Origin of the sequence: Bordetella genomosp. 7, assembly GCF_002261265.1 — a bacterium.
GTDB lineage: Bacteria > Pseudomonadota > Gammaproteobacteria > Burkholderiales > Burkholderiaceae_B > Bordetella_A.
In genome coordinates, this window is the sequence record NZ_NEVK01000008.1 from 299,475 (window position 1) to 325,936 (window position 26,462).

Below are 26,462 nucleotides of genomic sequence, written 5' to 3' on the forward strand. Positions count from 1 at the left end.
TCTTTGCCCACCCTAACGGAAATATTCATGGCTGATCAGGATCAAAACACCCAGCAAGCAGGCAACGCGCCTTCGTTCAATCTGCAGCGCGTCTACCTGAAAGACCTGTCGCTGGAAATGCCCAACGCGCCTCACGTGTTCCTGGAACAAGAGCAGCCGCAAGTCGAGGTAAGCATCAACGTGGGCGGTCAGCGTCTGGCTGAAACGGTGTTCGAATCCACCGTCACCGCCACGGTCACGACCCGCATCAACGACAAGGTCCTGTACCTGGTCGAAGGCACGCAGGCCGGCATTTTCGAACTGGCCAACATTCCGGAAGAGCAGATGGATCCGCTGCTGGGCATCGTGTGCCCCACCATGCTGTATCCGTATCTGCGCGCCAACGTCGCCGACGCCATTACCCGCACGTCGCTGCCGGCGCTGCACCTGGCCGAAGTGAATTTCCAGGCCCTGTACGAGCAGCGCCTGGCCGAACTGGCCCAACAACAGCAGGGCGGCGACAACGGATCGGATTCCGGCATCATTCTTCCGCCGGGCGCCACCCGCCAGTAAGCCTGCGGCCGCGCCATGACCCAAGCGCCCGCCTCGTTGAGCGTCGCCGTTCTGGGCGCGGGTAGCTGGGGCACTGCCCTGGCCGCCATCGCCGCCCGCCGCCATCGCACGGTACTGTGGGCGCGCGACGCGGCCCAGGCCGGCGCCATGGCCGGCGACCGCACCAATGCGCGTTACCTGCCGGGCATTGCCCTGCCCGACGCGCTGGCCGTTACCAGCGACCTGCCGGCCGCGCTGGCGCCGCTGGCGGCCGATCCGCAACGCGCGCTGATCATTCTGGGCGTGCCCGTGGCCGGGCTGCACGCCACCTGTCTTGAACTGGCGGCGCGGCTGCCCGCCCTGGGCCTGGCGCAAACGCCCATCGTCTGGACTTGCAAGGGCTTCGAAGCCGATACGGCGCGGCTGCCGCACGAAATCGTGGCCGACGCGCTGTCGGGCATGCCCGAAGCCCGCGCGGGCGTGTTGTCCGGCCCGTCGTTTGCCCGCGAGGTCGCACAGGGCCTGCCCGTGGCGCTGACGATCGCCAGCACGCATGAAACCGTCCGAGACGCAGCCACCCGGGCGCTGCACGGCGGCCCGGTGCGCGTCTATGCCAGCACCGATGTCGCCGGCGTCGAAGTCGGCGGCGCACTGAAAAACGTAATTGCCATCGCCTGCGGCATTGCAGATGGCCTGGCCCTGGGCACCAATGCGCGGGCGGCGCTGATCACTCGCGGCCTGGCCGAGATGAGCCGCTTCGGCGTCGCGCTGGGCGCGCAGGCCGAGACCTTCGCCGGCCTGACCGGCCTGGGCGACCTGGTGCTGACCGCCACCGGCGATCTGTCGCGCAACCGCCGCGTGGGCCTTGAGATCGGCGCCGGCCGCAAGCTCGACGAAGTGCTGGCCAGCGGCGTCACCGCCGAAGGCGTGCGTTGCGCCCGCGCGGCGCTGCAGCGTGCCCAGGCGCTGGGCGTGGAGCTTCCCATTACCGAGGCAGTCTGCGCCGTGCTGTTCGAAGGCGTCGCCCCCATGACCGCCGTATCGGCGCTATTGGCTCGCGAAGCGCGGGTGGAAACCTGACTATCACCAAAGGAGCTTGCTTCATGTTTACCGTCCGTACCTTCCGGGCCCGTACGCTGCTGCGCCGACTTGCGGTGGCGCTGACCGCCGCAGCCTTGCTGCCCGCCGCTGCCATGGCGCAATGGCCCGAGCGGCCGATCCACCTGGTGGTGCCTTTTCCGCCGGGTTCGTCACCAGACCTGCTGGCGCGCACCATATCCGAACCCCTGTCGCAGGCCCTGGGCCAGCCCATCGTGGTCGACAACAAGCCCGGCGCTGGCGGCAATATCGGCACGCGCATCGTGGCCAGGGGCACGCCCGACGGCTACACCTTGCTCTACACCATCAACGGGCCCCTGGTTACCGCCCCCCGGCTCTACCAGAAGACGCTGGGCTACGATCCGCTGAAAGACCTGGCGCCCGTTACGCTGGTAGCCACCAGCCCCAACGTGCTGACGGTGCCGGCCAGCCTGCCCGTAGAGAACGTGGCCGATTTCGTGAAGCTGGCGCGCGAGCGCAATGGCGCGCTGAACTATGGGTCGGTGGGGCCGGGCAGCTCGGCTCACCTGGCCATGGAAATGTTCAAGAGCGAGGCCAAGGTCGATCTCGCGCACATTCCTTATTCCGGTTTCCCGCAGGTGATCAGCGCCATCATCGCGGGCGATGTGCAGGCCGGTTTCATGGTGCCCGCCATCGCCATGCCGCAGGTGCGCAGCGGCAAGGTCAAGGCGCTGGCCATCACCAGCCTGGAGCCCAGCGAATCGCTCGAAGGCGTTCCCACCATGGACAAGCAGGGCTACCCTGGCTTCGAAGCCATTTCATGGAACGCCATTCTGGCGCCGGCCGGCACGCCCGCCCCCATCGTCGAGCGCCTGAACCGCGAACTGGCCGCCATCATCAACAGTGAAGCGGTGCGCAAGCAATTGGCCCAGCAGTATTTCACCGCCGCGCCGTCTACCCCGCAGGGCCTGACCGAGCGCATCCAGAAAGACACGGCGCGCTGGGATGCGGTGATCGAGCAACTGGGTCTATCGCTGGATTGAGCAGGCCCCGGCCCCAGGGCATCCCTGGGCGTCGCGTCATCGGTGTCAGGCACCTGCCGGAGCCTGACACCAGCGATACCGCCATTGCCTGCGCTGGCGGCACGGCACGCACGGACTCGAGCCTGTCCCGAAGGATGCCACGGGCCGGTGTCTGACCCCCGAACAATGCCACGAGCCGGGTGTCTGACTCATGCCACGAGCCGGTGTCCCAGCCGGTGTCTGACTCCCGAAGGGTGTCAGACACCGACATGCGCCCGCTTTGCCGGCCGTTCTGCCGCCTCCATCCCAACGACCTCGGCAAGCGTGCGTCCATCTGGTACTGTCATGACCAGTCCCCGCCGTGGAGCCGCGCATGAAAGTCCTGATCGCCCGCCTTAACCACGAAACCAATACGTTTTCCCCCGTGCCCACGCCCCTGGCGGCATTCGGGGAAAACGGGCCCGACTACGACGGCGACGCGTACCGCGCCAACCACGGCCAGCGCACGGCGATGGGGGCATTCATCGACCTGGCCCTGGCGCGCGGCGCCGAGATCGTGACGCCCGTATCGGGCTGGGCATACCCCAGCGGCCCGGTGGCCGCCGACGCCTACGACGCCATGTGCGCCCGCATCGTCGCGGCGGCGCCCGGCTGCGGTGCGGTGCTGCTGGACCTGCACGGCGCCATGGTGGCCGAACACCGCGACGACGGCGAAGGCGACTTGCTGCGTCGCGTGCGCGAAGCAGCGCCGGACGCACCCATTGGCGTGGCGCTCGACCTGCATGGCAACGTGACGCAGGCCATGGTCGACCACGCCGATGTCATCGTCGGCTTCAAGACTTACCCGCACGTCGATATGTACGAAACCGGCGAACATGCGGGCCGACTGCTCTTCGGAATGCTGGAAGGCCGGTGCAAGCCGGTCATGGTGTGGCGGCAACTGCCCCTGATGACCCATACCCTGCGATCGGCCACCGACCAGGGGGCCATGCAGGCTGCAGTAAGTGCGGCGCAACGGCTCGAAGCAGACGGGTTGCTTGCGGTGTCGGTGCTGGCGGGCTTCAGCCTGGCCGATATCGAACGTCCGTGCATCAGCGTGATCGCCGTGGCCGATGGCGATGCCGCGGCCGCCGACCGGGCGGCCGACGACATCGCAGCCCAGATCTGGCGCGACCGCGACGGCTTCGTCTATCGCAGCGAACCGCTGCAGGAATCGCTGGCCCGCGCTCGGGAAATGGCGCATGGCCAGACCCGCCCCGTGCTGCTGCTGGACCACGGCGACAACTGCAATTCCGGCGGCACCTGCGATACGACCGCCGTCCTCGAGGCCGCGCTGGCGCAAGGCATGGAAGGCATCCTGGCCGGGCCGCTTTGCGACCCGCAAGCCGTGGCGCAACTGATCCAGGCCGGCGAAGGCGCGCAGGTGTCGGTGGCGGTGGGCAACAAGCGGTCGCTGGCCCATCTGGGCATACACGCACAGCCCCTGGTGCTGCACGGCACGGTGCGCGCCATTACTGATGGCCAATATCGCATCAGCGGCCCCACCTACACCGGCATGCTGTGCCACATGGGGCGCACAGCCGTATTGGATGCGGGCGGAGTGTGCCTGGTGCTGTGCGAACGCCCGCACGAACCCTGGGACCTGGGCGTATTCGAAAGCGTGGGCCAGGACCCACGCCGCGCCCGCTACCTGTTGTTGAAATCGCGCATGTATTGCCGGCCGGTGTTCGTGCCGATCTCGGCCGGGCTGGTAGAGTGCGACAGCCCCGGCGCCACCACCTCGGACTACACCATCTTTCCGTACCGCAAGCGCGCCCGGCCGCTATATCCGCTTGAGGCGGCCGACTACGGCGCACGTTGATGCCCGCCTAGACCGCGCCGGCGTACCCCTGCTGGCGCCAGGCCTCGAACACCGTCACCGCGACGGCATTGGACAGATTCAGACTGCGCTGGCCCGCGCGCATGGGCAGGCGCAAACACTGGCCGGGCTCGAACAGCGCCATGTGCTCTGCCGACAGGCCGGCGGTTTCGCGGCCGAATACAAACACATCCCCGGGCTGGAACGACACATCGGCCAGACAGCGTTGCGCGCGCGTCGTCATGGCGTAGACCCGCCCCTGCCCGGCCGCGGCCAGTGCCTGTGGCAGGCTGTCGTGCACCTGGACGGGCTGCCATTCGTGGTAGTCGAGGCCCGCGCGGCGCAGGCGCGCGTCGTCCAGTTCGAACCCGAGCGGCCGCACCAGGTGCAACCGGGCCCCGGTGTTGGCGCACAGGCGGATGGCGTTGCCGGTATTGGGAGGAATTTCAGGGCAGACGAGTACGACGTGGAACATGGATTTCATCCTGGCGCGGCCGCATGGGGCGCCGTGCATTGCCGCTATTGTGCCAGGGAGACGGGGCTTGTTGCCGGGCCTCTACTTATGCATGCGCTAAGTCTTCCTTTCAGAAAAGCAAAGCGCCGCACGGCCCCGAATACGCGCAGGCGCGCGCGCTTCGCGCCAAAATAGGCGGTTTGGGGCAGGCGGCAGGCCCGGCCATGACAAACATATAACGGAGGCAAGCATGAAGCGTTACCAACTCTACATTGACGGGCAGTATGTCGACCCTGCGTCGGGTGCGTGGTTCGAGTCCGACAACCCGTGCGACGGCAAACCCTGGGCCACCATGCCACGCGGCAATGCAGACGACGTCGATCGCGCCGTGCAGGCCGCCCACCGCGCCGGCACGCAGGGCCCCTGGGCCAGTTACACGCCCACCCAACGCGGCCAGCTGCTGCATCGCGTGGGTGACCTGATCGCCCGCGAGGCCGAGGCGCTGGCGCGTACCGAAGTGCGCGACAACGGCAAGCTGTACGCCGAAATGGCCGGCCAGCTCAAGTATGTGCCCCAATGGTTTTATTACTACGGCGGGCTGGCCGACAAGATCGAGGGCACCGTGCCGCCCATCGACAAGCCCGGGCACTTTGGCTATACGCGACGCGAGCCGCTGGGCGTGGTGGCGGCCATCACCCCCTGGAATTCGCCCCTGCTGCTCACGGCCTGGAAGATCGCGCCCGCGCTGGCCGCAGGCTGCACCGTTGTGCTCAAGCCATCTGAATTCACATCGGCGTCCACGCTGGAATTCGTCAAGCTTTTCGAACTCGCGGGCTTCCCGCCGGGCGTGGTGAACGTCGTGACGGGCTTTGGCGCCGAAGTCGGCACGCCGCTGGTCACGCATCCGCTGGTGCGCAAAATCACCTTCACCGGGTCGGACGCCACGGGCCGCCTGATCAACGAGCAGGCCGCACGCCACTTCAAGCATGTAAGCCTGGAACTGGGCGGCAAGTCGCCCAACATCGTATTCGACGACGCCAACCTGGACGATGCGGTAAACGGCGCCGTGTCGGGCATTTTCGCGGCCACGGGCCAGACATGCATTGCCGGGTCGCGACTGCTGCTGCAAGACAGCATCTACGATACGTTTGTTGAAAAGCTGGTGGCGCTGGCGCGCACGGCCCGCATGGGCGACCCGATGCAGCCGGACACGCAGGTGGGGCCGATTACCACTCCGCCGCAGTACCAGAAGGTGCTGGAATATATCGATATCGCCCGCAATGAAGGCGCGCGCCTGCTGCTGGGCGGCGAAGCGGTGCGCGAGGGCCCCTGGAAAGACGGACGCTTCATCCAGCCCACGATCTTCGGCGACGTAGACAACCAGATGCGCATCGCGCAGGAAGAAGTGTTCGGGCCGGTGTTGTCCATCATCCGCTTCAAAGACGAAGACGAAGCCGTAAAGCTGGGCAACGACGTGCGCTTCGGCCTGGGAGCGGGCGTGTGGACCCGCGACATCGGCCGCGCACTTCGCATGGCCGAGCGCATCCAGTCGGGCACGGTATGGGTGAACACGTACCGCCTGGTCAGCTACCTGATGCCGTTCGGGGGCTACAAAGACTCCGGACTGGGACGCGAAAGCGGCATCGACGCCATGCGCGAATACCAGCAGGTCAAGAGCGTCGTGATCAACGCCGGCTCGCCGGTCGGCAACCCCTTTGTAATGCGCTGAACGCCCAGCAGACCGTGCGCCGTCAGCGGAAGCCGGCGCAAGAAGGTGTCTGACTCCCGCAGGGTGTCTGACACCTTCGGAGTCAGACACCAGAACGCGATGGGATGCGCCACACCAGCACGGTGTCTGACTCCCGCAGGGTGTCAGACACCCCCGCGCATTTCTTTCGCCTTCGGCCACTTTGCTGCGCCATCGCCCGGCCGCTCGGCTGCGCGGCCGTCACGCCACGGGGTGCGGGCGGCGACCAGTACGATGACCTCGGCTGCTCCGGCCTGCAACAGCGCACGCGCCGCAGCGTCGACGGTGCTGCCCGTTGTCATCACGTCATCCACCAGCCCCACGCACTGTTCGTGCAATGGCCTTGTGCACGCGAACACGCCCTGCGCGCCCAGGCGGCGCGCCGCGCGATTGCCGCTGGCCTGGCGCGCGCCTTCGCGCACGCGGCGCAATAGGCCACGTCGCAGCGGCCGATGCAGCCTGGCGGACAGCCCTGCGGCCAACTCGGCTGCCGGATTGAAGCCGCGGCGGCGCAGCGACGCCTGGCTGGCCGGAATAGGCGCCAGCACCATATCCGCCGGCAAGGGCAGCGCCTGGCGCGCGGCCTGGTCGGCCAGCAACTGCGCCAGCGCCGTGGCCAGCCCATAGCGCCGCTCGGCCTTGTAGCGTCCGATCAGCGAGTCGAACGGCGGCTCATAGTCGAACGCGGCGATTGTTCGCGCGAAAGCCGGCGGGGTGGCGTGGCAGTCCGGACACGCGCGGCCCGGGCCGGCCAGCCGCAAGGCGCAGCGCGAACAGCGCGCAAGGCCGGCCCGCATCGTCTGTGAAATATCGTCGGCGCAACCGGCGCAAAGCAGCCCGCCGGCCGCCCTTCCTTCGCACAAGGGGCAATCGGAAGGCAGCAGGGCCACCCCCCGCCGCACAACCTGCCGCAAGACCCTTGCACCCGAATGCGCAATAATGAAAGGCATGACGGCCTCCGCAACATCGCCGGCCCCTATCACAGCACGTATCTGCAGCGCCGCCGCCGTGCGGCGCGCCCTTCATGTCACAGCCTGCATCCGCCCCCCTGCCCTCGCTACCCTTGGTGCCCGCCCACGTCGTACGCCAGTTTTCGCGCCGTGGCGATTTGTCTGACGCGCAGTTCCTGTATGCCGAGGTCGCCCGGCGCATGCTCGGGCGGCTGCAATACATCCGGCTGCAACCCGGTGCGCTGCTGGACGCCGGATGCGGCGCGGGTGACAACCTGCCGCTGCTGCGCGAACGGTACCCGGACGCCAGCTACCTTGGCTTGGATGCCAGCGCGGCGGTGCTGGACCACGCTCGTCAGCGCTACGCGCCACGCGGCGTCGCGCGGTTGCTCAACAAGCTGCCCGGGCGGCGCGGCGACGCCCCGCAGTTCGTATGCGCCGACCTGGCCGATACCCGGCTGGCGCCCGAGTCGCTGGACCTGGTGTGGTCGAACCTGGCGATGCATTGGCACCCGGCGCCGCACAGCGTGCTGGCAGAATGGCGCCGCGTATTGAAAGTGGGCGGCCTGGCAATGTTCTCGTGCCTGGGGCCGGCCACGCTGCGCGAGTTGCGCCAGGCACTGGACGACGCCGGCCTGCGCACCGCAACGCCGGCATTTGTGGACATGCACGACTTCGGCGATCTGTTGGTGGAAAACGGCTTCGCCGACCCTGTCATGGACCAGGAAACCCTTACGCTGACCTATCGCTCTCCTGAACGGCTGCTGGAAGACGTGCGCGCACTCGGCGGAAACCCCGCACGCGGTCGGCGCGGCGGGTTAGTGGGACGCTCCTGGCGCGACCGGCTGTGCGCCGCGCTAGAGGCCCAGCGCAATGCACAAGGGGTGATTCCCCTGACCATCGAAGTCGCATACGGGCACGCCTGGCGGGCCGCCGCCCGGCGCAGCGCACCCGGCGAAACGCACCTGTCGGTCAGCGCAATTGGCGGCCGGCGCAACGCGAGCTGACGCCGCCGCAGGCTGAAAGCGCCGGACTGCGCGTCCCGAACAGCGCGTCCCGAACAGCGCGTCCCGGACTACGCGTCTCGAACTACGCGTCTCGAACTGCACACTCCCGGACGAAACCCGGCTGGCGGGCGGCCGTGCGGCCCGCCATCTGGCGGCGAAGGTCAGTGCAGACGGTCGGGGTGCCAGCCGGCGGCGCCCCCTACATCGGGCGTGGCCAGGGCCTGCACCTCGTGCATCGGTTCGGAGTTCGCACGGATGCGGCGGCGCGGCACTTCGGAAGACGGCCCCAGTTCGCGTTCGCCGCGCCACGCGCGTGTCATCGATTCCACCACCAGCGGCAGTTCGCGCACACGATGGAACTGGCTGCGCAGCCAGCGGGAATCGTTGCCGTTGCGGATGGCTTCATCGCGCAACGCGCCGAGCATGTCGGCCGTGCCCAGCTCTTCGGCAATGGGCATCAAGCGCTGGAACAGGCTGCGCAGGTGGTCGATCAGGCGCATCCGCTCGCCGGCGGGGGTCACATAGCTGCCTTGAAGGCCGAAGCGGCAGGCCTGGAAATGGTTGCTGCGGTAAGCCAGCCACGCCGACGACGACGGCTCGGGGTCGCGGGCGGCCAATACCGCCAGGGCCTGGGCGAACGCAGCAAGCTGGCACGCGCGCTCAACTGTCAGCGGGGTGTCGCACACCCGGATTTCAACCGTGCCGAATTCCGGCTTGGGGCGGATGTCCCAATACAGATCCTTGATACTTTCGGCCAGTCCGCTAGTGCGCAGTTGTGCGATGTGCGCTTCGAAACGGTACCAGTCGGTCACCTCGGCCGGCATGTGGCCAGCCAGCGGGAAGCTGCTGACGGCATTCAGGCGGCAGCACGAGAACAGCGTGTCCACGCCTTCGTAGTAGGGCGATGACGCGGCCAGCGCAATGAAGTGCGGCACGTACGGCGACAAGCCGCGCACCAGGCGCACGGCGGCGTCGCCGGAAGCCACGCCCAGGTGGATATGCTGGCCGAACACCGTGAACTGGCGCGCCAGGTAGCCGTACATTTCTGCCAGGTACTGGAACCGCGGCGAATCAGAAATTGCGCGTTCCTGCCAGCGCATGAACGGGTGGGCCCCGCCCCCGGCCACCGACACGCCCACCGCATCAGCGGCCAGGCACAGCGCGTCGCGCATCTCGCGCATTTCCGCCAGCAGCCCCACGGGGTGTTCATGCACCGAGGAATTCAATTCGATCATGGACCGGGTGATCTCGGGTTTTACCCGGTCGGCAATGGGGTGGTTGGCCATCTGGGCCAGCAATTCATCGGCCGCGGCGGCCAGGTCGAAACTGCGCGGATTGATCAGCTGGAGTTCTAGTTCGATGCCGAGCGTGTTGGGGGCGGACGAATTGAACGGGATTTGTTCCATCTCCGACTCCTTAAGATTTAGTTTGTGGAAGCGCGCCGTTCGACCTTGAAGCCCGGCTGCTTCCCGGGGGGTACTCGACGGCGTCTTATGCGTGCATGATAGCCGCAACTTTATGTCTGGAAGAGTCAAAATCGTGACAAATGTGCGCAACTTCAACACACGATAGGTTTTCTCCTGTGACTACAAAGTAAGTAAGTGCTCGCAGCCTAGGCAGGGCGCGGCTCGTGGGGCAGTACCCCGCCAAAACCCGCATGAAATCGCGCCTTTGCACAGGAGCGGGATAACCCTTGCCCGGGTTATTCCTAGCCTTTGCCGGGCCGTTTCTTAACGCGAAGTGACGGCGCGAACGCCGATTTTGCGGCGGCGCACCAATGAAGTTTGCGCACGCTCGCCATGCGGATCGGTGCGCCCACAGATGAGGGGAAGGACGGCCGGCCGCAGCTGCCGCCGACGCTATTTGCGCCAGAACATGGGGGTGAACAGCACGACGACTGTCAGCAGTTCCAGGCGCCCGATCAACATCGCAAAGGTGCAAACCCAGGTCTGGAAGTCCGACAGCACCGCGAAGGTGCCCATGGGCCCAACGGGCCCCAGGCCGGGGCCGGTGTTGTTGATGCTGGCGAACACGGCCGAGAAGGCGGTAATGGGCTCCAGCCCGGTAACCAGCAGCAGGCTGGTCAGCACGCCGATAGACAGGCCGTACACGAGCATGAATGCCAGTACCGATGCCATGACGCGCTGGTCGACCAACCGGCCGCCCATGCGGATGGGGTTGACGGCATTCGGGTGCAGCATGGTCACCAGCTCGTTGCGCGCCTGCTTTACCAGCAGCAGCGCGCGCACCATCTTGATGCCGCCGCCGGTGGAGCCGGCCGAGGTGACAAAGCCCGAGAGCAGCAACATTGTCAGCGGCGCAATCAGGGGCCACACGGCGTAATCGACGTTGGCAAAGCCGGTAGTGGTAGCCACCGAGATGGTATTGAACATGCCGTAGCGCAGGGCCTGCAGCGGCTCGGTATACACGCCGCGGAAGTACAGGTAGCCCGAAATCACCAGGCCCGCGCCCAGCATGATCACAAGGTATGGGATGGTCTGGGGGCAGAGCACGTAGGCGCGCAGCCGCCGCTGCCGCAGCGCGCTGAAGTGCGTGGCGAAGTTGATGCCGGCCAGGGTCATGAAAACCATGGCCACCATTTCGACCGACACCGAATCGAAATAGGCAAAGCCTTCGTCGCGCGTGGAAAACCCGCCCAGGCCCATGGTCGTGGCCGTGTGGCACCACGCGTCGAACCAGCTCAGCCCCACCGCCCGATACGCCCCCAGGCACAGCAACGACAGCCCGAAGTACACCGCGTACAGCGCCTTGGCCGTGCTGGCGATGCGCGGCGTGAGGCGCTCGTCTTTCATGGGGCCGGGCGTCTCGGCGCGCACGACCTGGTGTCCGCCCACGCCCAGCAACGGCAGGATGGCCACGGCCAGAACCAGGATGCCCAGGCCGCCGATCCACACCAGGGTGGCCCGCCACAGGTTGATAGAGGCAGGCAGCTGGTCCAGATTGGCCAGCACCGTCGCGCCGGTGGTGGTCAGCCCCGACATGGCCTCGAAGTACGCATCGGTGAACGACAGCGCAAGGCCGGCGCGGTCGAAGTAGATCAGAAACGGAATGGCGGCGAGCAGCGGCAGCGCGACCCACACCACCGATACCAGCAGAAAGCCGTCGCGCGCATGCAGTTCGCTGCGCGCGCGACGCGTGGCCAGCCAGACGGTCGTGCCCGCGCCGAACGCCAGCAGGAAGCCGTCGAGAAAGGCCGTAAAGCCGGCGTCATCGCCCAGGTAGGCAACCGCCAGCGGCAACAGCATGGCGAGCGAAAACACCACCATGGTCAGGCCCGCCACGTAGAAGGTTGCCAGCAAGCGGTTCATGCAGATGGCCGTATGGATAAAGCGGGCTGGCGGGGGCAAAGGCGCATGGCTGCTTAGAAGAACGACGCCGAAACCTGGAACAGTTTTTCGACGCGCGGCATCATCTGCCGCGAAGGAGCAAAAACGATGACGTGGTCGCCGCTTTCGATGACCGTGTCATCGTCGGGCATGAGTATTTCGTCGCCACGCGCCAGCGCGCCGATGCTGGCCCCGCGCGGCAGCCGGATATCGCCCACCGCACGGCCCACCACCTTGGACGTGCGGGCATCGCCGTGCGCCACGGCCTCGATGGCCTCGGCCACGCCCTGCCGCAACCGGTGCCCCACCGTGATGTCGCCGCGGCGCACGTGGCGCAGCAGCTCGCTCATGGTGGCGTGCGATGGCGAAACGGCAATATCGATATGGCTGCCCTGCATAAGCTCGCCATATGCCTGGCGATTGATAAGGGCGATGACGCGGCGCGCGCCCAGGCGTTTGGCCAGGAGCGACGACATGATGTTGTCTTCGTCGTCGCTGGTCAGGGCCAGCCAGGTATCCATGTCGCCGATGTTCTCGCGTTCGAGCAATTCTTCGTCGGTGCCGCTGCCGTGCAGCACCAGTACGCTGCTGGGCAGCTCGGCCGCCAGGTATTCGCACCGCTTCAGGTTGCGCTCGATGATGCGCACGCTGTAGTTTTCTTCGGCCAGCTGGCGCGCCAGCCGCAGGCCGATATTGCCGCCCCCGGCGATCATGACGCGATGCACCGACTTTTCGGCCTCGCGCAGCTTCCGCACGGCGCGGCGGGCGTGGCGGGAATCGACCACCAGCACCACTTCGTCGCCCGGGGCGATGACCGTGCCGTGCCCCGCCTGCAGCGGGCGGCCATCGCGCACGACATCAATCACCCGGGCGGCCACGTCGGGCCATACGTCGCGCAATTGCGCCACCGGGTGATGCGCCATGGGGCTGCCATGCCCCACCCTGACGGTGACCACGCTGATGCGGCCGTCGGCGAATTCCACCACCTGCAGCGCCTCGGGAAACTCGATCAGGCTGTGCAGGTACGTGGTGACGCTTCGTTCGGGGCTGATCAGGGCGTCGATACAGAAGCCGTCTTCGCCCATCAGTTCGGGATGTTCGGCGAAATCGGGCATGCGGATGCGGGCGATGCGCCGCGGCACATTGAACAGCTGGCGGGCCATCTTGCAGCCCACCATATTGGCGGCATCGGATGCAGAGCAGGCTATGAACAGGTCGGCGTCGGCCGCGCCAGCGCTTTCCAGCACCGACACCTGGGTGCCATCGCCGTGAACCACGCGCAGATCCAGCCGATCTTGCAAATATCGCAACTGATCGACATTGGTGTCGATCACGGTGATGTCGTTCTGTTCCGACACCAGGTTTTCGGCCACGCTGGTGCCAACGCGACCGGCCCCCATGATGAGGATCTTCATGTGCCCCGCTTGCGTGCGGACTCGATGCCCAGCTGCTTGAGCTTGCGGTACAGGTGCGTGCGCTCGAGGCCGGTGCGCTCGGAAACGCGCGTCATGCTGTGGTTCTCGCGCGCCAGGTGGTACTCGAAATAAATGCGTTCGAACTCGTCGCGCGCTTCGCGCAGGGGTTGATCAAGGGCGATGGACCCGAGCCGGCCGTTGGACAGCGGCGTCTCGGGGCTGGCGGGCGCCGGGGCCAGCGCGCCGGGCGGATCGAGCTCGTCTTCGGGCAGGGCCAGGGGCGTCACGGCAGCCAGCGGGGCGACGGCCGGCGCGGGATGCGGCGCACGCCCTCGCGCCAGCCCCGCCGAGATGGTCTTGAGCAGGCGCTGCAGCGTGATGGGTTTTTCGAGGAAGTCCATGGCGCCGATGCGCGTGGCTTCGACGGCGGTATCGATGGTGGCGTGGCCGCTCATCATGATGACGGGCATGTCCAGCAGCCCCTGCGAGCCCCATTCCTTGAGCAGGCTGACCCCGTCGGTGTCGGGCATCCAGATGTCGAGCAGCACCAGATCGGGGCGGGTGCGCTGCCGCGCCGCGCGCGCTTGCGCCGCATTTTCGGCCAATTCGACCGTGTGCCCCTCGTCGTAAAGGATTTCGGACAGAAGCTCGCGAATACCGACTTCGTCGTCAACCACCAGAATTCTGGCCATAAACCTTCCACCTATTGCGTAGCCGCATTATCCTTTTCTTGCGCGGGCGCGTCCATAGCAACGGCGCGCGACGCCAGCCGGGTGAGCAGTATCGAGACTCGCGCCCCCCCTTCCTTGCGATTGGCCAGGTCGATCCTGCCGCCATGCTCTTCGACAATTTTGCGCACAATGGCCAATCCTAACCCAGTACCATGGGCCTTGGTCGTGACGTACGGTTCGAAAGCCCTTTGCATGACCTTCTGAGAGAACCCCTGGCCGGTGTCCGCGACGGTGAAACGAACCGCCGGCTGCGCCGCCTCGTCGCCGTCGGAACCCTGCATAAGCTGTGTGGTGACGCGCACCTGGCCCTCGTCGCCCTGGTCGGCCACGGCATCGCGCGCATTCGACAGCAGGTTGTGGATGACCTGCCGCAGCTGGGTGGGGTCGCCTTCGATCAGGGGCAGGCCGGGCTCCAGCTCGACACGCAGGTTCAGCGCTTCGCGGTGGCGCACCGCCCCCCTGTCGCCAGGCTCCCACCCGTACAGCGCCAGCACATCGGCCACCAGCGCGTTGAAATCGATGGACTGCATCACGGCCGGGGGCGTGCGGGCGTACTCGCGGAAATCGTCGACCATCTGCTTGAGCGAGCCCACCTGGTTGACGATGGTATTGGTAGAACGCTCAAGCATCTGGCGGTCGCCCGGCTCCAGGCGATCGGCCAGCTTCATGGCCAGCCGCTCGGCCGACAGCTGGATAGGCGTGAGGGGGTTCTTGATTTCGTGCGCCAGGCGGCGCGCCACCTCGCCCCAGGCCACCGTGCGGTTGGCCGAGATCACCTCGGTGATGTCGTCGAACACCACCAGGTACCCATTGCCCCGGCCATCCACGCGCAGATGCGTGCCGCGGGCCAGCAGGGTGAGCGTCTGCGGCGGTTCGTTCGAGTCGGCGGGCGGCGCCAGCGTGATCTCGAACTGTTGCTGCCAATGCAGGCGTTCCGAGCCCACGGCCTCGTGCTGCGCGAAGGCCTGGCGCACAACCTGGATGAACTCCAGCAAGCCATCAACGGTTTCGAGCGGCCTGCCGATCACCGAGCGCAGGTCGGCCTGCAGGATGGACTGCGCGCCCTGGTTCACCGTGGTGACGCGGAACCCTTCGTCGAACACGAGCACGCCCGACGACAGGTTCGACAGCACGCTTTCCAGGTACACATTGGAACGCTCGAGCTGCCGGCGGTTGCTTTCCACCATGCGGCGCGCCTCGTCGAGCTGGCGCGTCATGGCGTTGAACGAACGGGTCAGCTGGCCTACTTCGTCGCGCTCGGGCGGCTCGGGCAGCGGGCGGTAGTCGCCCACCGCCACGGCCTGCGTGCCGGCGGCCAGGCGCAGCAGCGGGCGCACCAGGCGCTTGGACAGCGACAGCGCCACGGCAATGGCCGCGAACACGGCCAGCAGCAACGCCAACGTCAGCGTAATGCCATACAGCTTGCGCAGCCCCAGCCGCGACAGCGCCAGTTCCTGGTAGTCGCGAAACCCCTGCTGCACGCGATTGGCGTTATCGGCGATCTGCTCGGGCACGGGCTGCAGCAGCTGCAGCCAGCGCGGTTCGGGCTGCAGGGCGGTCAGGCTGTCGTAGCGGGCCGGCGCATTCAGGGGGATGACCACGCGCAGCTGCAGGCTGGGCTTGCCCCCCGCGACGCTGTCATCGGCCTCGGCGGCCGAATAGCCGCGCCCCAGGCGCAGCTGGTTCAGCACCGTGGTGGGCGGAATCTCGGGCAGCAGCTGGCCGTACTGGTCCGTCGAAAACGCCACCAGCCGGCCGCTGCCGGTGAATACCATCACGTCCTGCACGCCGCTGGATTCGCGCAGCCGCGTCAGGGCCAGCGGAATATCGCGGTCGGCGACATTGTTGAGCTCGGCGGCCATGGCGCGCGCCTTGGCGTCCATATCGGCCAGCAGCGAATCGAGCGCGGCGCGGCCCAGGTTCAGCCCGGATTCAAGCGCGCTGTCGACGCGCACGTTGAACCAGGACTCGATGGACCGCGACATGAACTGCACGGATACGGTGTAGATCAGGGCGCCGGGCACCACGCCGATCAGGGCGAAGGCCAGCGCGAAGCGTGCCGTCAGGCGCGCGCCGAACTGCCGCCGGCGGATCTGCCGCACCAGCCGGGTGGTCAGCGCCACCACCCACACGAACAACGCCAGCGCGAACACGCCGTTCAACACCAGCAAGGTGTCGTAGTAGCGCGCAAAGCGCGATGCGTTGCCGGTAGACCAGGCCAGCAGGCCCAGCAAGGCCAGTCCGCTGACGGCGCCGATGATCAGCGCGATGCGCAGCAGCATTCTCATGACGGATCCTGGGGTTCAGCCAGCGAAAATGAAAAATCGGCCCAGGGGGTGGCCAGCGACCATGAACTGCTGTTGAGCGCGTTGACCTGGAACGGGCGCGCCAGGTGTGAAGTGTCCAGGCGCAGGCGCAGCTGGCCGCTGTACGGCACCCCGTAGTCGAGGTCGGACACATCGACCACTTGCCAGCCGCGGATGTGGCGCACGATATCCATGGCTTCGTCCAGCGACGACACCGGCAGGCTGAGTTCGCCCGCCCCCGCCCGCCATTGCCGCGTCAGGGCGTTGTACACCACGCGCCAGGTGAGCGACGTATCGACCACCGTTTCGTCGAACCACCACCACCGCGAGCGGCTGACGACGAGGTCGGCGGTGAAATACAGCGGCAGGCCCCGTTCGGCTGCGTCGCGCAGCTGGCTGTTCAGCGTGATGTCGACGTCGGCGTCGACTTCGAGCTTACCGTCGCGTATGACCGGGTCGATGCGCGCCACGCGGGGTTCCGCCGCGAACGCCGACCCGCCGGCTCCGAGAGGAAGCAGCAGAAATGCCAGCAGTAGCGCGCAACATAGGCGAGAGATCATCGACATTCGTCATCCGGCCGCATCGGCCAGCCTGTGTCCCTATTCTTGGTGATTCATGACTGCTTGGCAAATAGCGCGTAGAAAAAGCCGTCGTGCTGGGCCTGCAGTGTTGCGCCGATCGCAACAGGCAAAAGCTGGCCGGGCGCGGCCAGCCGCAGGGCGTCGGGGTGGCGGCGGGCAAATGCGTCGGCCTGCCTGGCTCCTTCGGCGGGGAACACCGAGCAGGTTACGTAAAGCAATCGGCCGCCGGGCGCGACGGTACGCCACAAAGCATCGACCAGCCGCGCCTGCAGGCGGGCCGTGCGGGCGATGTCGGGCGCGCGCCGCAGCCAGCGGATGTCGGGATGGCGCCGGACGATTCCCGACGCCGTGCAGGGCACGTCGGCCAGCACGGCGTCGAAGGGCTTGCCATCCCACCACGCATCCAGATCGGCGGCATCGGCTGCCGCCACGGCCACCCGGCCGCCGCGCAGCCCCAGGCGGTCAAGGTTCTGCTCGACGCGCGCCAGCCGCCCGGCATCGGCATCCAGGGCCAGCAGATCGAGATCGGCCAGTTCCAGCAGGTGCGCCGTCTTGCCGCCCGGCGCGGCGCAGGCGTCCAGCACCCGCTCGCCGTCACGCGGGGCCAGAAGCGGCGCGGCCAGCTGTGCGGCCGCGTCCTGCACCGACCACCAGCCTTCTTCGAATCCCGGAAGCTGCTGCACCGGGCGCGGTTGCGCCAACACCAGGCCAGACTGGCCGACCGGCACAGAGCCAATGCCGGCATCCTGCAACGCCTGGCTGACCTGGTCCCGCGCGGCCCGGCGCGTATTGACCCGCAGGGTCAGCGGCGCCGGAATGTTGGCCGCGTCCAGGACGGCCTGCCATTGGTCCGGGTAAACCCGGCGGAGCTCGTCCACCCACCAGGCCGGGTGGTTCCAGCGGGCTTCGGGATCATCGCTGATGGCGGCTTCCAGCGCGTCGCGCTCGCGCAGGAAACGGCGCAGGCAGGCGTTGAGCAGCCCCTTGTACGCCGCCAGGGGACGCTGGCCGGCGGCAGCGGTCACTGCCTGGTTGACCACGGTGTGTGGCGCATACACGGGCATGCCCGGCATGCTGGCCGCATGGGCCTGCTGCGTGTCGCCGGGCGCCGCGCGCAACAGCGCCAGCGAAACCCGCAGCAGCGCGTCAAAGAGCGGCCCGGGCGACCGCTGCACCAACTGGTGCCCGATCGCCGCGGCCCAGCCCAGCTGGCGCATGGCGTGGAACGATACCGCCTGTACCGCCGGGCGCAGCGGCGCCGGCACGGCGGCCAGCGCGTCGGTCAGCGACCGCCCCTGGTCGACAGCGCGCACGGCGCTGGCGGTAGCTTGCAGAATGGCGGATAGCGCCGGCCGGGGCGGCGCAGGGGGGGGGGAACCAGGGGTGACGAAGGGCGGGACCATAAGCGATACACAACAATGCAACCCCGGTATGGTAGCCGCTCGCTGGACGAATTCCGCACGTCGGATCAGACTGGCGCCTTGTGCGTGCATTTAGAGCGGCCTTCCCGCCCGCTACCCATGACACTTGCCACATTGCTGCTGTTTGCCATCACCTCGGGCATCACCATCGCCACGCCGGGGCCCACCGTGCTGCTGGCCATGAGCAACGGCTCGCACCATGGCGGGCGCCGTGCTGGCCGACATGGCGCTGGTGGCCATCGTGGCGTCGGGGCTGGGGGTGCTGCTGGCGGCCTCGGAGGCCGCGTTCCAGCTACTGAAGTGGGCCGGTGCCGGCTACCTGGCCTATCTGGGGTGGCGCCTGCTGCGCACCGATGCGGCCGCCGCCCTGCCCGGGCCGGCCGGGGCGCGGCCGCCCGAAGCGCGCGCGTTGTTCCTGCGCAGTTTCCTGGTGGCGGCCACCAACCCGAAGGCCTTGCTGTTCATGTCGGCATTCTTGCCGCAGTTCATACGCCCGGCCGCGCCGCTGCTGCCGCAATACCTGGCGCTGGCTGCCATACTGGCGATACTGAACCTGGCCGCCATGCTGGCCTATGCAACGCTGGGCGCGCGCATGATGCCTGCTCATGAAAACCTCAACAAGAAACAGGTGCCGCGCCGCACTCCTTCTCTTTCGGATTCGACCTGCAGGCGCCAGCCCTGCATGTCGCACACCCGTTTGGCGATAGCGAGCCCCAGTCCGCGCGGAAAGCCGCCGTCATCGTCCGGCGTTGTAGCCGGCGCATCTTTCAGCCGGCCGCTGTAATAGCGCTGGAACACAAACGGCAACTCTTCAGCCAGGATACCCTTGTCCGTATCGCGCAGCTCTAATGAGCCGTCGCCGCCAACGCCGCGACCAGCTTGGCCGGAGCAGCGTGTTCAATGGCGTTGCGCCCGCGCCACGCGGTGCCGGATATCACCCGGCAGCTCCGCGTTGAGCAACATGACTTCGCAGGCGGCCATGATACAAAGCGCGCCCATGCCCAGCACGATCAGGCCAAAGTCGCGCACCCGGGCTTCATGGTCAGTCGCGTCGTACAACACATACAGACGCCCGCGCGAAGTGTCGGCCACCATGACGTGCCAGGTTTCCGCGCCCGGCTCCAACAGATGCAACCGCGGCGGCAAACTGTTCAATTGCGAGGGCATGTTGCCGCCAGCCGCGCCGTCTTGCAGCCAGGCCCGCATCGACACGCCGAGTTCCCGCGCGCCTTGCGCAGGCCCATCTGCTCGAAGGCCAGATAGGCCAGCAGGGCCAGCGCGGCCACGAAAACAGCCACCGCGCCCGTCAGCGCTCAGACGACGCGTTGGGTCAGCGTGCCCCCTTCATTGGGCGGCTCCGGACGGCACGAGGCGCCAGCCTGATCCGCTCGGAAGCCTGACACCTGGACGGCTATATCAATCCACCGGCTGCGGCTCGCCCTCGAATGTGTACCGGGTGAAAGACTGGCCGAACGAGGGCATGGCGGCTATATCCATGGTCAGGCCGACAGGATCAATAATGATTGTTGCCACCGTGGCGGTGCGGCCACCGGTCAGGGTGCCGCGCGGCGGGCGGCACACCGAATAAGGCGTGGCCCAATCGTCGGCCAGGGCGCGCCGCACATCCGCCACACTGATGCGCGGGCCGCATGCATCGAGCAGTTCGCGCACGCGCCAGGCGCGATAGTACGTGTCCACTGCATTGCGAAGCCCGGCTTCGCGCACCTTGCCCAATGCCACCTCGCTTATGAAATGGTTGGAATGGGTCAGCAGACCGTTCTGCGGCAACAGCGTAAAGCTCTCGTCCGGCACGCACTCAAAGTCCATCAGCCAGCCATCCTGGCTGACGATCATGTTGCTGGAGCACGCCTTGGGCGTGGCCGCCAGCAGTTGCATCGCGACAGCCACATGGCGCTGCTCGAGCGCGGCGCGGCGGATGCTGCTGAGGGGCACGCCGCTCTGCGTGTAATCGCGGTCGCAGCTGATGTAGTTGCCGGTGAGCGCCAAGCCGGCCGAATTGAGGCCGTGGCGCGCCAGGCCGCCGGCCTCTACCAGCGTGACCAGGCTCAAGCCATCTTCGCCCTGCACCCGCAGCACGATAGTGCTATCGCGCGCGTCCGGATCCCAGTCCCAGTTATGGGCATGGATCATGCGGCCGTCGGCGCTGCGCTCGGGCATGACGATCGCGGCCGTGCACTCGCCTTCGGCCGGGTCGATGGCAGCCTGGCGGCCCAGCAAGCGGGCCTTGGCAATGACCTCGGTACGCGCGTTGATCAGGACGACATCATCGAACGACACGCCCGATCCGGCCGCGATGCCGCGCATTTCTTCGCCGTGCTCGGGCCGGAACGTCTCGATCTGCGCGGCGAACTCGGCAATCAGGGCGGCCTGGCCGGCCGGGTCGGTGCCTATCTTGTCGAGCTCGCCGCGATAGTAGCGGGCGCTGTGCGCAATGCGTTCGGGCACAGCGGCTCCGTATTGGCGGCCACGCTCAAACGGCGCGCCGGAGATAGAAACGAAAGGAAAGGGGGTCTGCATGTAAAGTCCGTATGAATAGTGTGGGCGGGAAATCAGCGGCCGGAAGGCGTCAGCACAAGGCTGTCGCCGCGCACCTGCAATGAAGTGCCCAGCGCCAGCGAGCCTTGCAGCAGCAGGTCGCGCTCATGGGGCAGTGCACTTACCGGACGCACCAGGGTCTGGTTGGCGGCATTGCGCTGGGTGAACGACAGCTCGATCTCGCCCACCGTGCCCGCCCCATCAATGGCCACCCGCAACATGCTGCCCACCCAGTCGGTATGGGGGTCGTTGTGGTGCGCCATCTGGAACGAAAAATTGCCCCCGCCATAGAAGATCGGCCGGCCGCGGTAGGTCTCGATGGGCAGAATCATGTGCGGGCCATGCCCGAACACAATGTCGGCCCCTGCGTCCACCGCGGCGTGGGCGAATTCTCGCTGGTACTGCAGCACTTCGCGCCGGAAGCCCCAATGCAGCGACGCCACCAACACGTCGGCCCGCTCGCGCAAGTCGGCCACGTCTTGCCGATAGCGTTGCAATGAATCCGGATCGGCCCAGGTAACTACCTGCGGGGGCACGCCCGGACGAGTACGGGCGGCCTGCTGCTCCAGCGCGGGGCGATAAGCCGTATGCCCCTTGATGACCGCCACGCCCGGCTGCCCCGGGCCTGCCTCATGGAAATCCGGCCAGTACACCGCGGTGCGCTGCAGAAAGCCGTAGCGCACCCCGGCCCGCTCGACGACCAGGCCGGCGCGCGCCTGCGTATCGTCCGCCCCCGCCCCCACATGGCCGATACCCAGGCGATCGAGCTCGACCAGGGACGCCATGACCGCCTCGCGCCCGATGGTCACATTGTTGGCGTTGCCCGCCACTTGAACGCCGGCCTGGGCCAGCGCCGCGCCGACCGCTGGCGGCACATAGAAACCGCGCCGCTCCACGGCGTCGCCGGGCAGGTCATACAGGCAGCATTCCAGGTTGGCGAACACCATGTCCGCCCGCCGCAGGGGCTCGCCGACGTGCTCGAACAAGCCGCTGGCGTCATTGACCCCGCGGAAGTTGATATCGCCTAGCAAATAAAGAACTTGTGGCATGGCCGCGTCAATCCTTCTTGCTGACTTCCCAGAGCTGCGGGGTGCCGAAGACCGACGACTCGAAGCCGCTGACGTTCTTGCGGTACGCGCCCGTGGCCAGCGTATTGAAGATCGGGATAAGCGGGACCTGCTCAAGCATGCGGGCATGAAGATCGTCAAACATCTTCTGGCGCTGCGCGGGATCGGTCTCGCGCATGGACTGCGTCAGCAATTCCAGCGACTCGGCATCATCCCAGACTTTGCGCGGTTGCGTGTCTTTCGGGCCCATCACGCCCTCGAAACTGAGAGAGGGGTCCATCCGGCTGGAGTACGAGAACGACATCATCTGGTAATTGCCCTTTTGCCACTTGTCCTGCTGGGCGCCCCACTCCAGTACCTCGATGTCCGCATTGATCCCGGCCTGCTGCAGCATGGCGTGAGCGATGACGGCAGCGTCGTAGTTGGGCTGGTTGCGCCGGTTAGTGGAAATAACGATCTTCTCGCCCTTGTAGCCAGCCTCGGCCAGCAGCTTCCGGACACGCGCCGGGTCATGCTGGAAGCCGCGCGCCTGTGCCTCGCCGAAAAACGGCGACTCGCTGGGCACCAGGGAGTTATTGGGCTCGGCCAGGCCGTAGGTCACGCCATCGACCAATTGCTTGTAATCGAGCGCGGCGGCAATGGCCTGGCGCAGCTTGGTATTGGACAGCAGCTTGTCGCGCGTCTGCAGCGGAAAGGTGGTGGGAGACAATTGCGGCGACACGGTCGTCGCGATATCGGCATGGTTCTGCAGCTCGCTCATCTCTGAATAGGGCACCTTCGACATGAGATCGATCGCGCCGCTTGCGAGCGCCGTCTTGGCAGTGGCCGGATCCGAAATGACCACAAAGCGCACTTCGTCGACCAGCGGGCGCTTGCTGCCCACATAGCCGTCGGGCCCGCCGGGCAGGCTGGCGTAGTCGTCATTGCGCACCAGGCTGATGTATTCGCGCTGGCGCCATTCGCCCAGCTTGAACGGGCCCGTGCCTATCGGCTTGTCCCACGTGCCGTCCGCCTTCAGCGAATCGCGGTGCGTAATAGCCGTCATGCCGCAGTCATTGCGCGCCAGCGAACTCAAAAACAGCGGATCAGGATGGTTAATGCGGAACACCACCGTCTTGGCATCGGGCGCCGTGACTTCCTCTACTTTCAACCGCACCCGTCCGTCGAAATCAGACAGGCAGCGCCACCCCGTCTTGGGGTCCATGAAACGGTTCCAGCTCCACAGCACGTCGTCGGCCGTCAGCGGCTTGCCGTTGTGGAACTTCACCCCCTCGCGCAGGTGAAACGTATACGCCAGGCCATCGTCCGACACCTCGATGCGCTCGGCCAGCAAAGGCTGCGGCTGCCCTTTCGCGTCGTAGCCCACCAGACCTTCCACCATGTGCAGGACCACTCCGTCGGTGTTGCCATCGCGGTTGACGCCGGGGTCAGTGCTGCGGATATCGGCGTCCTGGTGGACGCGCAGGGTCGTGGCAGCCACGGTGCTCGTGGCGCACAGCGCGGCTACGGCCGCGGTAAGAAGAAAATGCTTTTGCATTCAGATTGCTCCGTCTAGAAGGCAAAGAAAAATCAAAAACTGGCCTGGCTGCCCCGCGCTATGCCATACGTGGCATAGCGCGGCTCCAGGCAAGGCATGCGGGCCACGGCCATGGTTCCGGCGGCCGGCTCCATAAGCAGCGTGGCAGTAGTACTGGATGGGTAACCCTGACCGCCCATGCGCGGCGGCCGGCACACGGAATATGGGCTGGCGTGGCGGTCGTCAAAGGCCTGCTTGAGGTGGTCGAGGCCGACGAGGGGGCCCGCCGACCGCAAGGCCTGGAGTACGCGCACGTCCCGATTCGGGCTCTCGGGCGACGTCGCCATGCCGGTCTCGCGGAGTTTGCCCAGCGCCACGCGCGTACTCCAGTGATTGGCGTGCACCAGCAGCCCGTCTTCCGGATACTGCAAAAAGGTCTCGTCGGGCGCGCATTCCAGGTTCACCGACAGGCCCAGGCTGGTGCCCAGCATGACGTTGCACGAGCAGGCCTTGGGCGTGGCGGCAACAATCTGCAGCGCGACGGCATAGTGCTCTTGCTCGAGCGCCTTGCGACGCACCAGCGGCAGCGGTATGCCGCTCTGGGTGTAATCGCGGCTGCTAGCCAGGCCGTTACCGTTCAGGACGATCCCGGCGGAGTTCATGCCGTAGCGCGCCAGGCCGCCCGCTTCGACAAAGGTGAGCACGTCCGGGCCGTCTTCGCGAAGAACGCGCAAGATAATGACCGTATCGGCGCAGTCCACCCGGTTATCCCAGTTCTGGCCTTGCAGCAGGTTGCCGCTGGCGCTGCGCGCGGGCAGCACGGCCGCGCTGGTGCAGGCATCATCAGCGTCGGGTTGAGGCCCATCGGCGCGAGCCGCTCTGGACAAGCGGGCCTGCGTCACGATTTCGGTACGCGCGTTGATCATCAGCACTTCGTCAAAGCGCACACCGGCACCATCGGCGACGCCTTGCATTTCGTCCAGGTAGGCCGGTTCGAACTCGGCAATCTGGCGGCGGAATTCGCCTATCAGCTGGTCCAGCCGACTGGCCGGAAAGCCGAATTCATTGAGCGCGCGGGCATAAATGTCTGCGCTGCGCCGCACCCGGCGCGCCGCCTGCTCGCCGTGCTGGCGGCCGCGCTCATAGGGGGTGCCATGCACCTCGACCAGCGGAAAAAATATGTTGTCGTCCATGGGTTCTCTTCAAAAGCCGGCTCGTTGGCGCTTAGCCACCGGCCGGGCCTTGTTTGGCGACTTCCCAGAGCCGCGGGCTGCCAAATACCGATGCGCGATAGCCGGTTACGTCGTTACGCGCCACATCGTTGACCAAGGTGTTGAACAGCACGATCAGCGGCACCTGGTCGATAGCATTGCGATGCAACTGGTCGAAGGCGGCCTGGCGGGCAGCGGGGTCGGCCTGGCGCATGGCGTCGGCCAGCAAGGCGAGCGACGCCGGGTCTTCCCATACCTTGCGCGGCTGGGTGGCCTTGGGGCCCATCACCGATTCGTAGCTCAGGGCGGGATCGAGGCGGGCGGAATAGCCGAACGCCATCAGCTGATAATTGCCCTTTTGCCATTTGTCCTGCTGCGCGCCCCACTCCACCACTTCGAGCTCGGCATTGATGCCGGCCTGCTGCAACATGGCCTGGGCGATCAGCGCCATATCAAAATGGTGCGTGTACTGTTTATTGGTGGTGATCAGCAGGCGCTCGCCCCGATAGCCCGCTTCGGCAAGCAGCTGCTTGATGCGGGTGGCGTCGTGTGTAAACGCCTGCTTCTGGACTGCCGTGTGATAGGGCGACGACAACGGCACGACAGACTGGTTGGGCTCGGCCAACCCATAGGTCACGCCGTCAACCAGCTGCTTGTAATCGATCGCGGCGGCGATGGCACGACGCATGGCCAGTTTGCCCAGCAGCGGATCAGTCGTCTGGAACAAAAGCGTATTGGGCGCCCAGATCGACGACGGATAAACGGTAAGACTCGGGTCTTTCTTGAGTTCTGCCGCCTCGGCGTAGGGCAGGCGATGCAGAATGTCGATGTCGCCGCGTTGAAGGGCCGCCTTGGCGGTTGCCGCGTCGGGAATCACCACAAAGCGCACTTCGTCGACCAGCGGGCGCTTGCTGCCCACATAGCCGTCGGGCCCGCCGGGCAGGCTGGCGTAGTCGTCGTTGCGCACCAGGCTGATGTATTCGCGCTGGCGCCATTCGCCCAGCTTGAACGGGCCCGTGCCTATCGGCTTGTCCCACGTGCCGTCCGCCTTCAGCGAATCGCGGTGCGTAATAGCCGTCATGCCGCAGTCATTGCGCGCCAGCGAACTCAAAAACAGCGGATCAGGATGATTGATGCGGAACACCACCGTCCTGGCATCGGGCGCCGTGACCTCTTCTACCTTCAAGCGCACACGGCCGTCGAAGTCAGACAGGCAGCGCCAACCCGTCTTGGGGTCCATAAAGCGGTTCCAGCTCCACAGCACATCGTCGGCCGTCAGCGGCTTGCCGTTGTGGAATTTCACCCCCTCGCGCAAGTGAAATGTATACGCCAGGCCATCATCCGACACCTCGATGCGCTCGGCCAGCAAAGGCTGCGGTTGGCCTTTCGCGTCGTAACCTACCAGGCCTTCCACCATGTGCAGCACCACCGAATCAGTGTTGTTGTCACGGTTGACGCCGGGATCGGTGCTGCGAATGTCTGAATTAGTGTGGATGCGCAGGGTAGTGGCCGTGGCCGGCGCGGCATCCAGGACGCCCGCTGCAAGCAAACTGCCGGCAAGGAAAAAAGCGGGTAAGCGCGGTCGATGCATGGAAGTCTCCCAAGGTGGATAGTCGGCCTTGCGGCCGCTTATGGTTTTGTGTTGCCCGCGCCTGGCGGCTATTGCACACCGGCCTGGCGCGA

Annotated in this window: 20 protein-coding genes and 2 pseudogenes; 7 read left to right on the top strand and 15 right to left on the bottom strand. The window is 66.6% G+C overall.

Translation table 11 applies throughout. The features are described 5' to 3' along the window. Nucleotides 1-27: 27 nt before the first annotated feature. The 4 genes from secB (at nucleotide 28) to CAL19_RS17300 (ending at nucleotide 4,473) form a co-directional block, all read left to right on the top strand. Nucleotides 28-552, top strand: a complete 525-nt coding sequence (gene secB, locus CAL19_RS17285) for a protein-export chaperone SecB (protein WP_026639882.1) — start codon at nucleotides 28-30, stop codon at nucleotides 550-552. Nucleotides 553-567: 15 nt separating this feature from the next. Then, nucleotides 568-1,611: an NAD(P)H-dependent glycerol-3-phosphate dehydrogenase gene (locus CAL19_RS17290; protein ID WP_094797518.1), complete on the top strand. Its 1,044-nt coding sequence runs from the start codon at nucleotides 568-570 to the stop codon at nucleotides 1,609-1,611. Between the two features lie 23 nt (nucleotides 1,612-1,634). Next, nucleotides 1,635-2,633, top strand: a complete 999-nt coding sequence (locus CAL19_RS17295) for a Bug family tripartite tricarboxylate transporter substrate binding protein (RefSeq protein WP_026639884.1) — start codon at nucleotides 1,635-1,637, stop codon at nucleotides 2,631-2,633. A gap of 352 nt (nucleotides 2,634-2,985) precedes the next feature. Beyond that, entirely contained in the window at nucleotides 2,986-4,473 is a 1,488-nt protein-coding gene (locus tag CAL19_RS17300) for a M81 family metallopeptidase (RefSeq protein ID WP_094797519.1), read from the top strand. A gap of 7 nt (nucleotides 4,474-4,480) precedes the next feature. Here CAL19_RS17300 and CAL19_RS17305 read toward each other — a convergent pair whose 3' ends face one another. Further along, nucleotides 4,481-4,945 carry a tRNA (cytidine(34)-2'-O)-methyltransferase gene (locus CAL19_RS17305; protein WP_026639886.1) on the bottom strand — a complete coding sequence of 155 codons (465 nt, stop codon included), beginning with the start codon at nucleotides 4,943-4,945 and terminating at the stop codon, nucleotides 4,481-4,483. Between the two features lie 229 nt (nucleotides 4,946-5,174). Between CAL19_RS17305 and CAL19_RS17310 the strand changes: the two genes are divergently transcribed. Then, nucleotides 5,175-6,653 (top strand): aldehyde dehydrogenase, encoded by a 1,479-nt coding sequence (locus tag CAL19_RS17310; protein WP_026639887.1) that lies wholly within the window; start codon nucleotides 5,175-5,177, stop codon nucleotides 6,651-6,653. 143 nt (nucleotides 6,654-6,796) lie between these two features. Here the strand turns inward: CAL19_RS17310 and CAL19_RS17315 are convergent, their stop codons facing one another. Then, nucleotides 6,797-7,621: a phosphoribosyltransferase family protein gene (locus CAL19_RS17315; protein ID WP_141214396.1), complete on the bottom strand. Its 825-nt coding sequence runs from the start codon at nucleotides 7,619-7,621 to the stop codon at nucleotides 6,797-6,799. 74 nt (nucleotides 7,622-7,695) lie between these two features. On the opposite strand from CAL19_RS17315, the gene CAL19_RS17320 reads away from it, so the two are divergent. Further along, nucleotides 7,696-8,628 (top strand): methyltransferase domain-containing protein, encoded by a 933-nt coding sequence (locus tag CAL19_RS17320; protein ID WP_026639898.1) that lies wholly within the window; start codon nucleotides 7,696-7,698, stop codon nucleotides 8,626-8,628. Between the two features lie 161 nt (nucleotides 8,629-8,789). Here CAL19_RS17320 and CAL19_RS17325 read toward each other — a convergent pair whose 3' ends face one another. The 7 genes from CAL19_RS17325 to rsmB form a co-directional block, all read right to left on the bottom strand. Then, complete coding sequence (locus tag CAL19_RS17325) at nucleotides 8,790-10,034, bottom strand: YbdK family carboxylate-amine ligase (protein ID WP_094797520.1); 1,245 nt, start codon at nucleotides 10,032-10,034, stop codon at nucleotides 8,790-8,792. 453 nt (nucleotides 10,035-10,487) lie between these two features. After that, on the bottom strand, nucleotides 10,488-11,957 hold the full coding sequence (locus CAL19_RS17330; protein ID WP_026639896.1) for a TrkH family potassium uptake protein: 1,470 nt from the start codon (nucleotides 11,955-11,957) through the stop codon (nucleotides 10,488-10,490). Between the two features lie 53 nt (nucleotides 11,958-12,010). Then, nucleotides 12,011-13,390, bottom strand: coding sequence for a Trk system potassium transporter TrkA (gene trkA, locus CAL19_RS17335; RefSeq protein ID WP_094797521.1), 1,380 nt, complete (start codon nucleotides 13,388-13,390; stop codon nucleotides 12,011-12,013). Beyond that, the gene (locus CAL19_RS17340) at nucleotides 13,387-14,082 is read right to left on the bottom strand and encodes a response regulator (RefSeq protein WP_026639894.1); all 696 of its coding nucleotides are present in this window, start codon (nucleotides 14,080-14,082) and stop codon (nucleotides 13,387-13,389) included. The genes trkA and CAL19_RS17340 overlap by 4 nt, the downstream gene beginning before the upstream one ends. 11 nt (nucleotides 14,083-14,093) lie before the next feature. Continuing rightward, entirely contained in the window at nucleotides 14,094-16,409 is a 2,316-nt protein-coding gene (locus CAL19_RS17345; protein WP_026639893.1) for a sensor histidine kinase, read from the bottom strand. Further along, nucleotides 16,406-16,993, bottom strand: a complete 588-nt coding sequence (locus CAL19_RS17350; protein ID WP_094797522.1) for a DUF4390 domain-containing protein — start codon at nucleotides 16,991-16,993, stop codon at nucleotides 16,406-16,408. The genes CAL19_RS17345 and CAL19_RS17350 overlap by 4 nt, the downstream gene beginning before the upstream one ends. Nucleotides 16,994-17,040: 47 nt before the next feature. After that, nucleotides 17,041-18,411 carry a 16S rRNA (cytosine(967)-C(5))-methyltransferase RsmB gene (gene rsmB, locus CAL19_RS17355; protein ID WP_094797523.1) on the bottom strand — a complete coding sequence of 457 codons (1,371 nt, stop codon included), beginning with the start codon at nucleotides 18,409-18,411 and terminating at the stop codon, nucleotides 17,041-17,043. A gap of 117 nt (nucleotides 18,412-18,528) precedes the next feature. On the opposite strand from rsmB, the pseudogene CAL19_RS17360 reads away from it, so the two are divergent. Beyond that, nucleotides 18,529-19,033 (top strand): annotated as a pseudogene (locus tag CAL19_RS17360) (LysE family translocator); the annotation flags it as partial. On the opposite strand, the pseudogene CAL19_RS19975 reads toward CAL19_RS17360, so the two are convergent. The 6 genes and pseudogenes from CAL19_RS19975 to CAL19_RS17390 all read right to left on the bottom strand — a co-directional run bounded on the left by CAL19_RS19975 (nucleotide 19,033) and on the right by CAL19_RS17390 (nucleotide 26,370). After that, nucleotides 19,033-19,739, bottom strand: a pseudogene (locus CAL19_RS19975) (sensor histidine kinase). The pseudogenes CAL19_RS17360 and CAL19_RS19975 sit on opposite strands and share 1 nt — an antisense overlap. A 106-nt stretch (nucleotides 19,740-19,845) precedes the next feature. Then, nucleotides 19,846-20,967 (bottom strand): C45 family autoproteolytic acyltransferase/hydolase, encoded by a 1,122-nt coding sequence (locus tag CAL19_RS17370; protein WP_026639889.1) that lies wholly within the window; start codon nucleotides 20,965-20,967, stop codon nucleotides 19,846-19,848. Nucleotides 20,968-20,999: 32 nt separating this feature from the next. After that, nucleotides 21,000-22,034, bottom strand: coding sequence for a CapA family protein (locus CAL19_RS17375; RefSeq protein WP_081745712.1), 1,035 nt, complete (start codon nucleotides 22,032-22,034; stop codon nucleotides 21,000-21,002). A gap of 7 nt (nucleotides 22,035-22,041) precedes the next feature. Further along, nucleotides 22,042-23,589 carry an ABC transporter substrate-binding protein gene (locus tag CAL19_RS17380; RefSeq protein WP_094797525.1) on the bottom strand — a complete coding sequence of 516 codons (1,548 nt, stop codon included), beginning with the start codon at nucleotides 23,587-23,589 and terminating at the stop codon, nucleotides 22,042-22,044. Nucleotides 23,590-23,621: 32 nt separating this feature from the next. After that, a complete protein-coding gene (locus CAL19_RS17385) occupies nucleotides 23,622-24,761 on the bottom strand; it encodes a C45 family autoproteolytic acyltransferase/hydolase (RefSeq protein WP_026639941.1) in 1,140 nt (379 codons plus the stop codon). A gap of 31 nt (nucleotides 24,762-24,792) precedes the next feature. Then, nucleotides 24,793-26,370, bottom strand: coding sequence for an ABC transporter substrate-binding protein (locus CAL19_RS17390; RefSeq protein ID WP_094797526.1), 1,578 nt, complete (start codon nucleotides 26,368-26,370; stop codon nucleotides 24,793-24,795). Nucleotides 26,371-26,462 lie beyond the last annotated feature (92 nt).

Excerpts from the sequence above, each read along its gene's own strand:
- CAL19_RS17300 (WP_094797519.1), top strand. The coding sequence starts at position 2,986 with ATGAAAGTCCTGATCGCCCGCCTTAACCACGAAACCAATACGTTTTCC.
- secB (WP_026639882.1), top strand. The coding sequence starts at position 28 with ATGGCTGATCAGGATCAAAACACCCAGCAAGCAGGCAACGCGCCTTCG.
- CAL19_RS17310 (WP_026639887.1), top strand. The coding sequence starts at position 5,175 with ATGAAGCGTTACCAACTCTACATTGACGGGCAGTATGTCGACCCTGCG.
- CAL19_RS17370 (WP_026639889.1), bottom strand. The coding sequence starts at position 20,967 with ATGCAGACCCCCTTTCCTTTCGTTTCTATCTCCGGCGCGCCGTTTGAG.
- CAL19_RS17330 (WP_026639896.1), bottom strand. The coding sequence starts at position 11,957 with ATGAACCGCTTGCTGGCAACCTTCTACGTGGCGGGCCTGACCATGGTG.
- CAL19_RS17295 (WP_026639884.1), top strand. The coding sequence starts at position 1,635 with ATGTTTACCGTCCGTACCTTCCGGGCCCGTACGCTGCTGCGCCGACTT.
- CAL19_RS17315 (WP_141214396.1), bottom strand. The coding sequence starts at position 7,621 with ATGCCTTTCATTATTGCGCATTCGGGTGCAAGGGTCTTGCGGCAGGTT.
- CAL19_RS17350 (WP_094797522.1), bottom strand. The coding sequence starts at position 16,993 with ATGTCGATGATCTCTCGCCTATGTTGCGCGCTACTGCTGGCATTTCTG.
- CAL19_RS17380 (WP_094797525.1), bottom strand. The coding sequence starts at position 23,589 with ATGCAAAAGCATTTTCTTCTTACCGCGGCCGTAGCCGCGCTGTGCGCC.
- CAL19_RS17325 (WP_094797520.1), bottom strand. The coding sequence starts at position 10,034 with ATGGAACAAATCCCGTTCAATTCGTCCGCCCCCAACACGCTCGGCATC.
- CAL19_RS17290 (WP_094797518.1), top strand. The coding sequence starts at position 568 with ATGACCCAAGCGCCCGCCTCGTTGAGCGTCGCCGTTCTGGGCGCGGGT.
- rsmB (WP_094797523.1), bottom strand. The coding sequence starts at position 18,411 with ATGGTCCCGCCCTTCGTCACCCCTGGTTCCCCCCCCCCTGCGCCGCCC.
- CAL19_RS17385 (WP_026639941.1), bottom strand. The coding sequence starts at position 24,761 with ATGGACGACAACATATTTTTTCCGCTGGTCGAGGTGCATGGCACCCCC.
- CAL19_RS17305 (WP_026639886.1), bottom strand. The coding sequence starts at position 4,945 with ATGTTCCACGTCGTACTCGTCTGCCCTGAAATTCCTCCCAATACCGGC.
- CAL19_RS17375 (WP_081745712.1), bottom strand. The coding sequence starts at position 22,034 with ATGCCACAAGTTCTTTATTTGCTAGGCGATATCAACTTCCGCGGGGTC.
- CAL19_RS17320 (WP_026639898.1), top strand. The coding sequence starts at position 7,696 with ATGTCACAGCCTGCATCCGCCCCCCTGCCCTCGCTACCCTTGGTGCCC.
- trkA (WP_094797521.1), bottom strand. The coding sequence starts at position 13,390 with ATGAAGATCCTCATCATGGGGGCCGGTCGCGTTGGCACCAGCGTGGCC.
- CAL19_RS17340 (WP_026639894.1), bottom strand. The coding sequence starts at position 14,082 with ATGGCCAGAATTCTGGTGGTTGACGACGAAGTCGGTATTCGCGAGCTT.
- CAL19_RS17345 (WP_026639893.1), bottom strand. The coding sequence starts at position 16,409 with ATGAGAATGCTGCTGCGCATCGCGCTGATCATCGGCGCCGTCAGCGGA.
- CAL19_RS17390 (WP_094797526.1), bottom strand. The coding sequence starts at position 26,370 with ATGCATCGACCGCGCTTACCCGCTTTTTTCCTTGCCGGCAGTTTGCTT.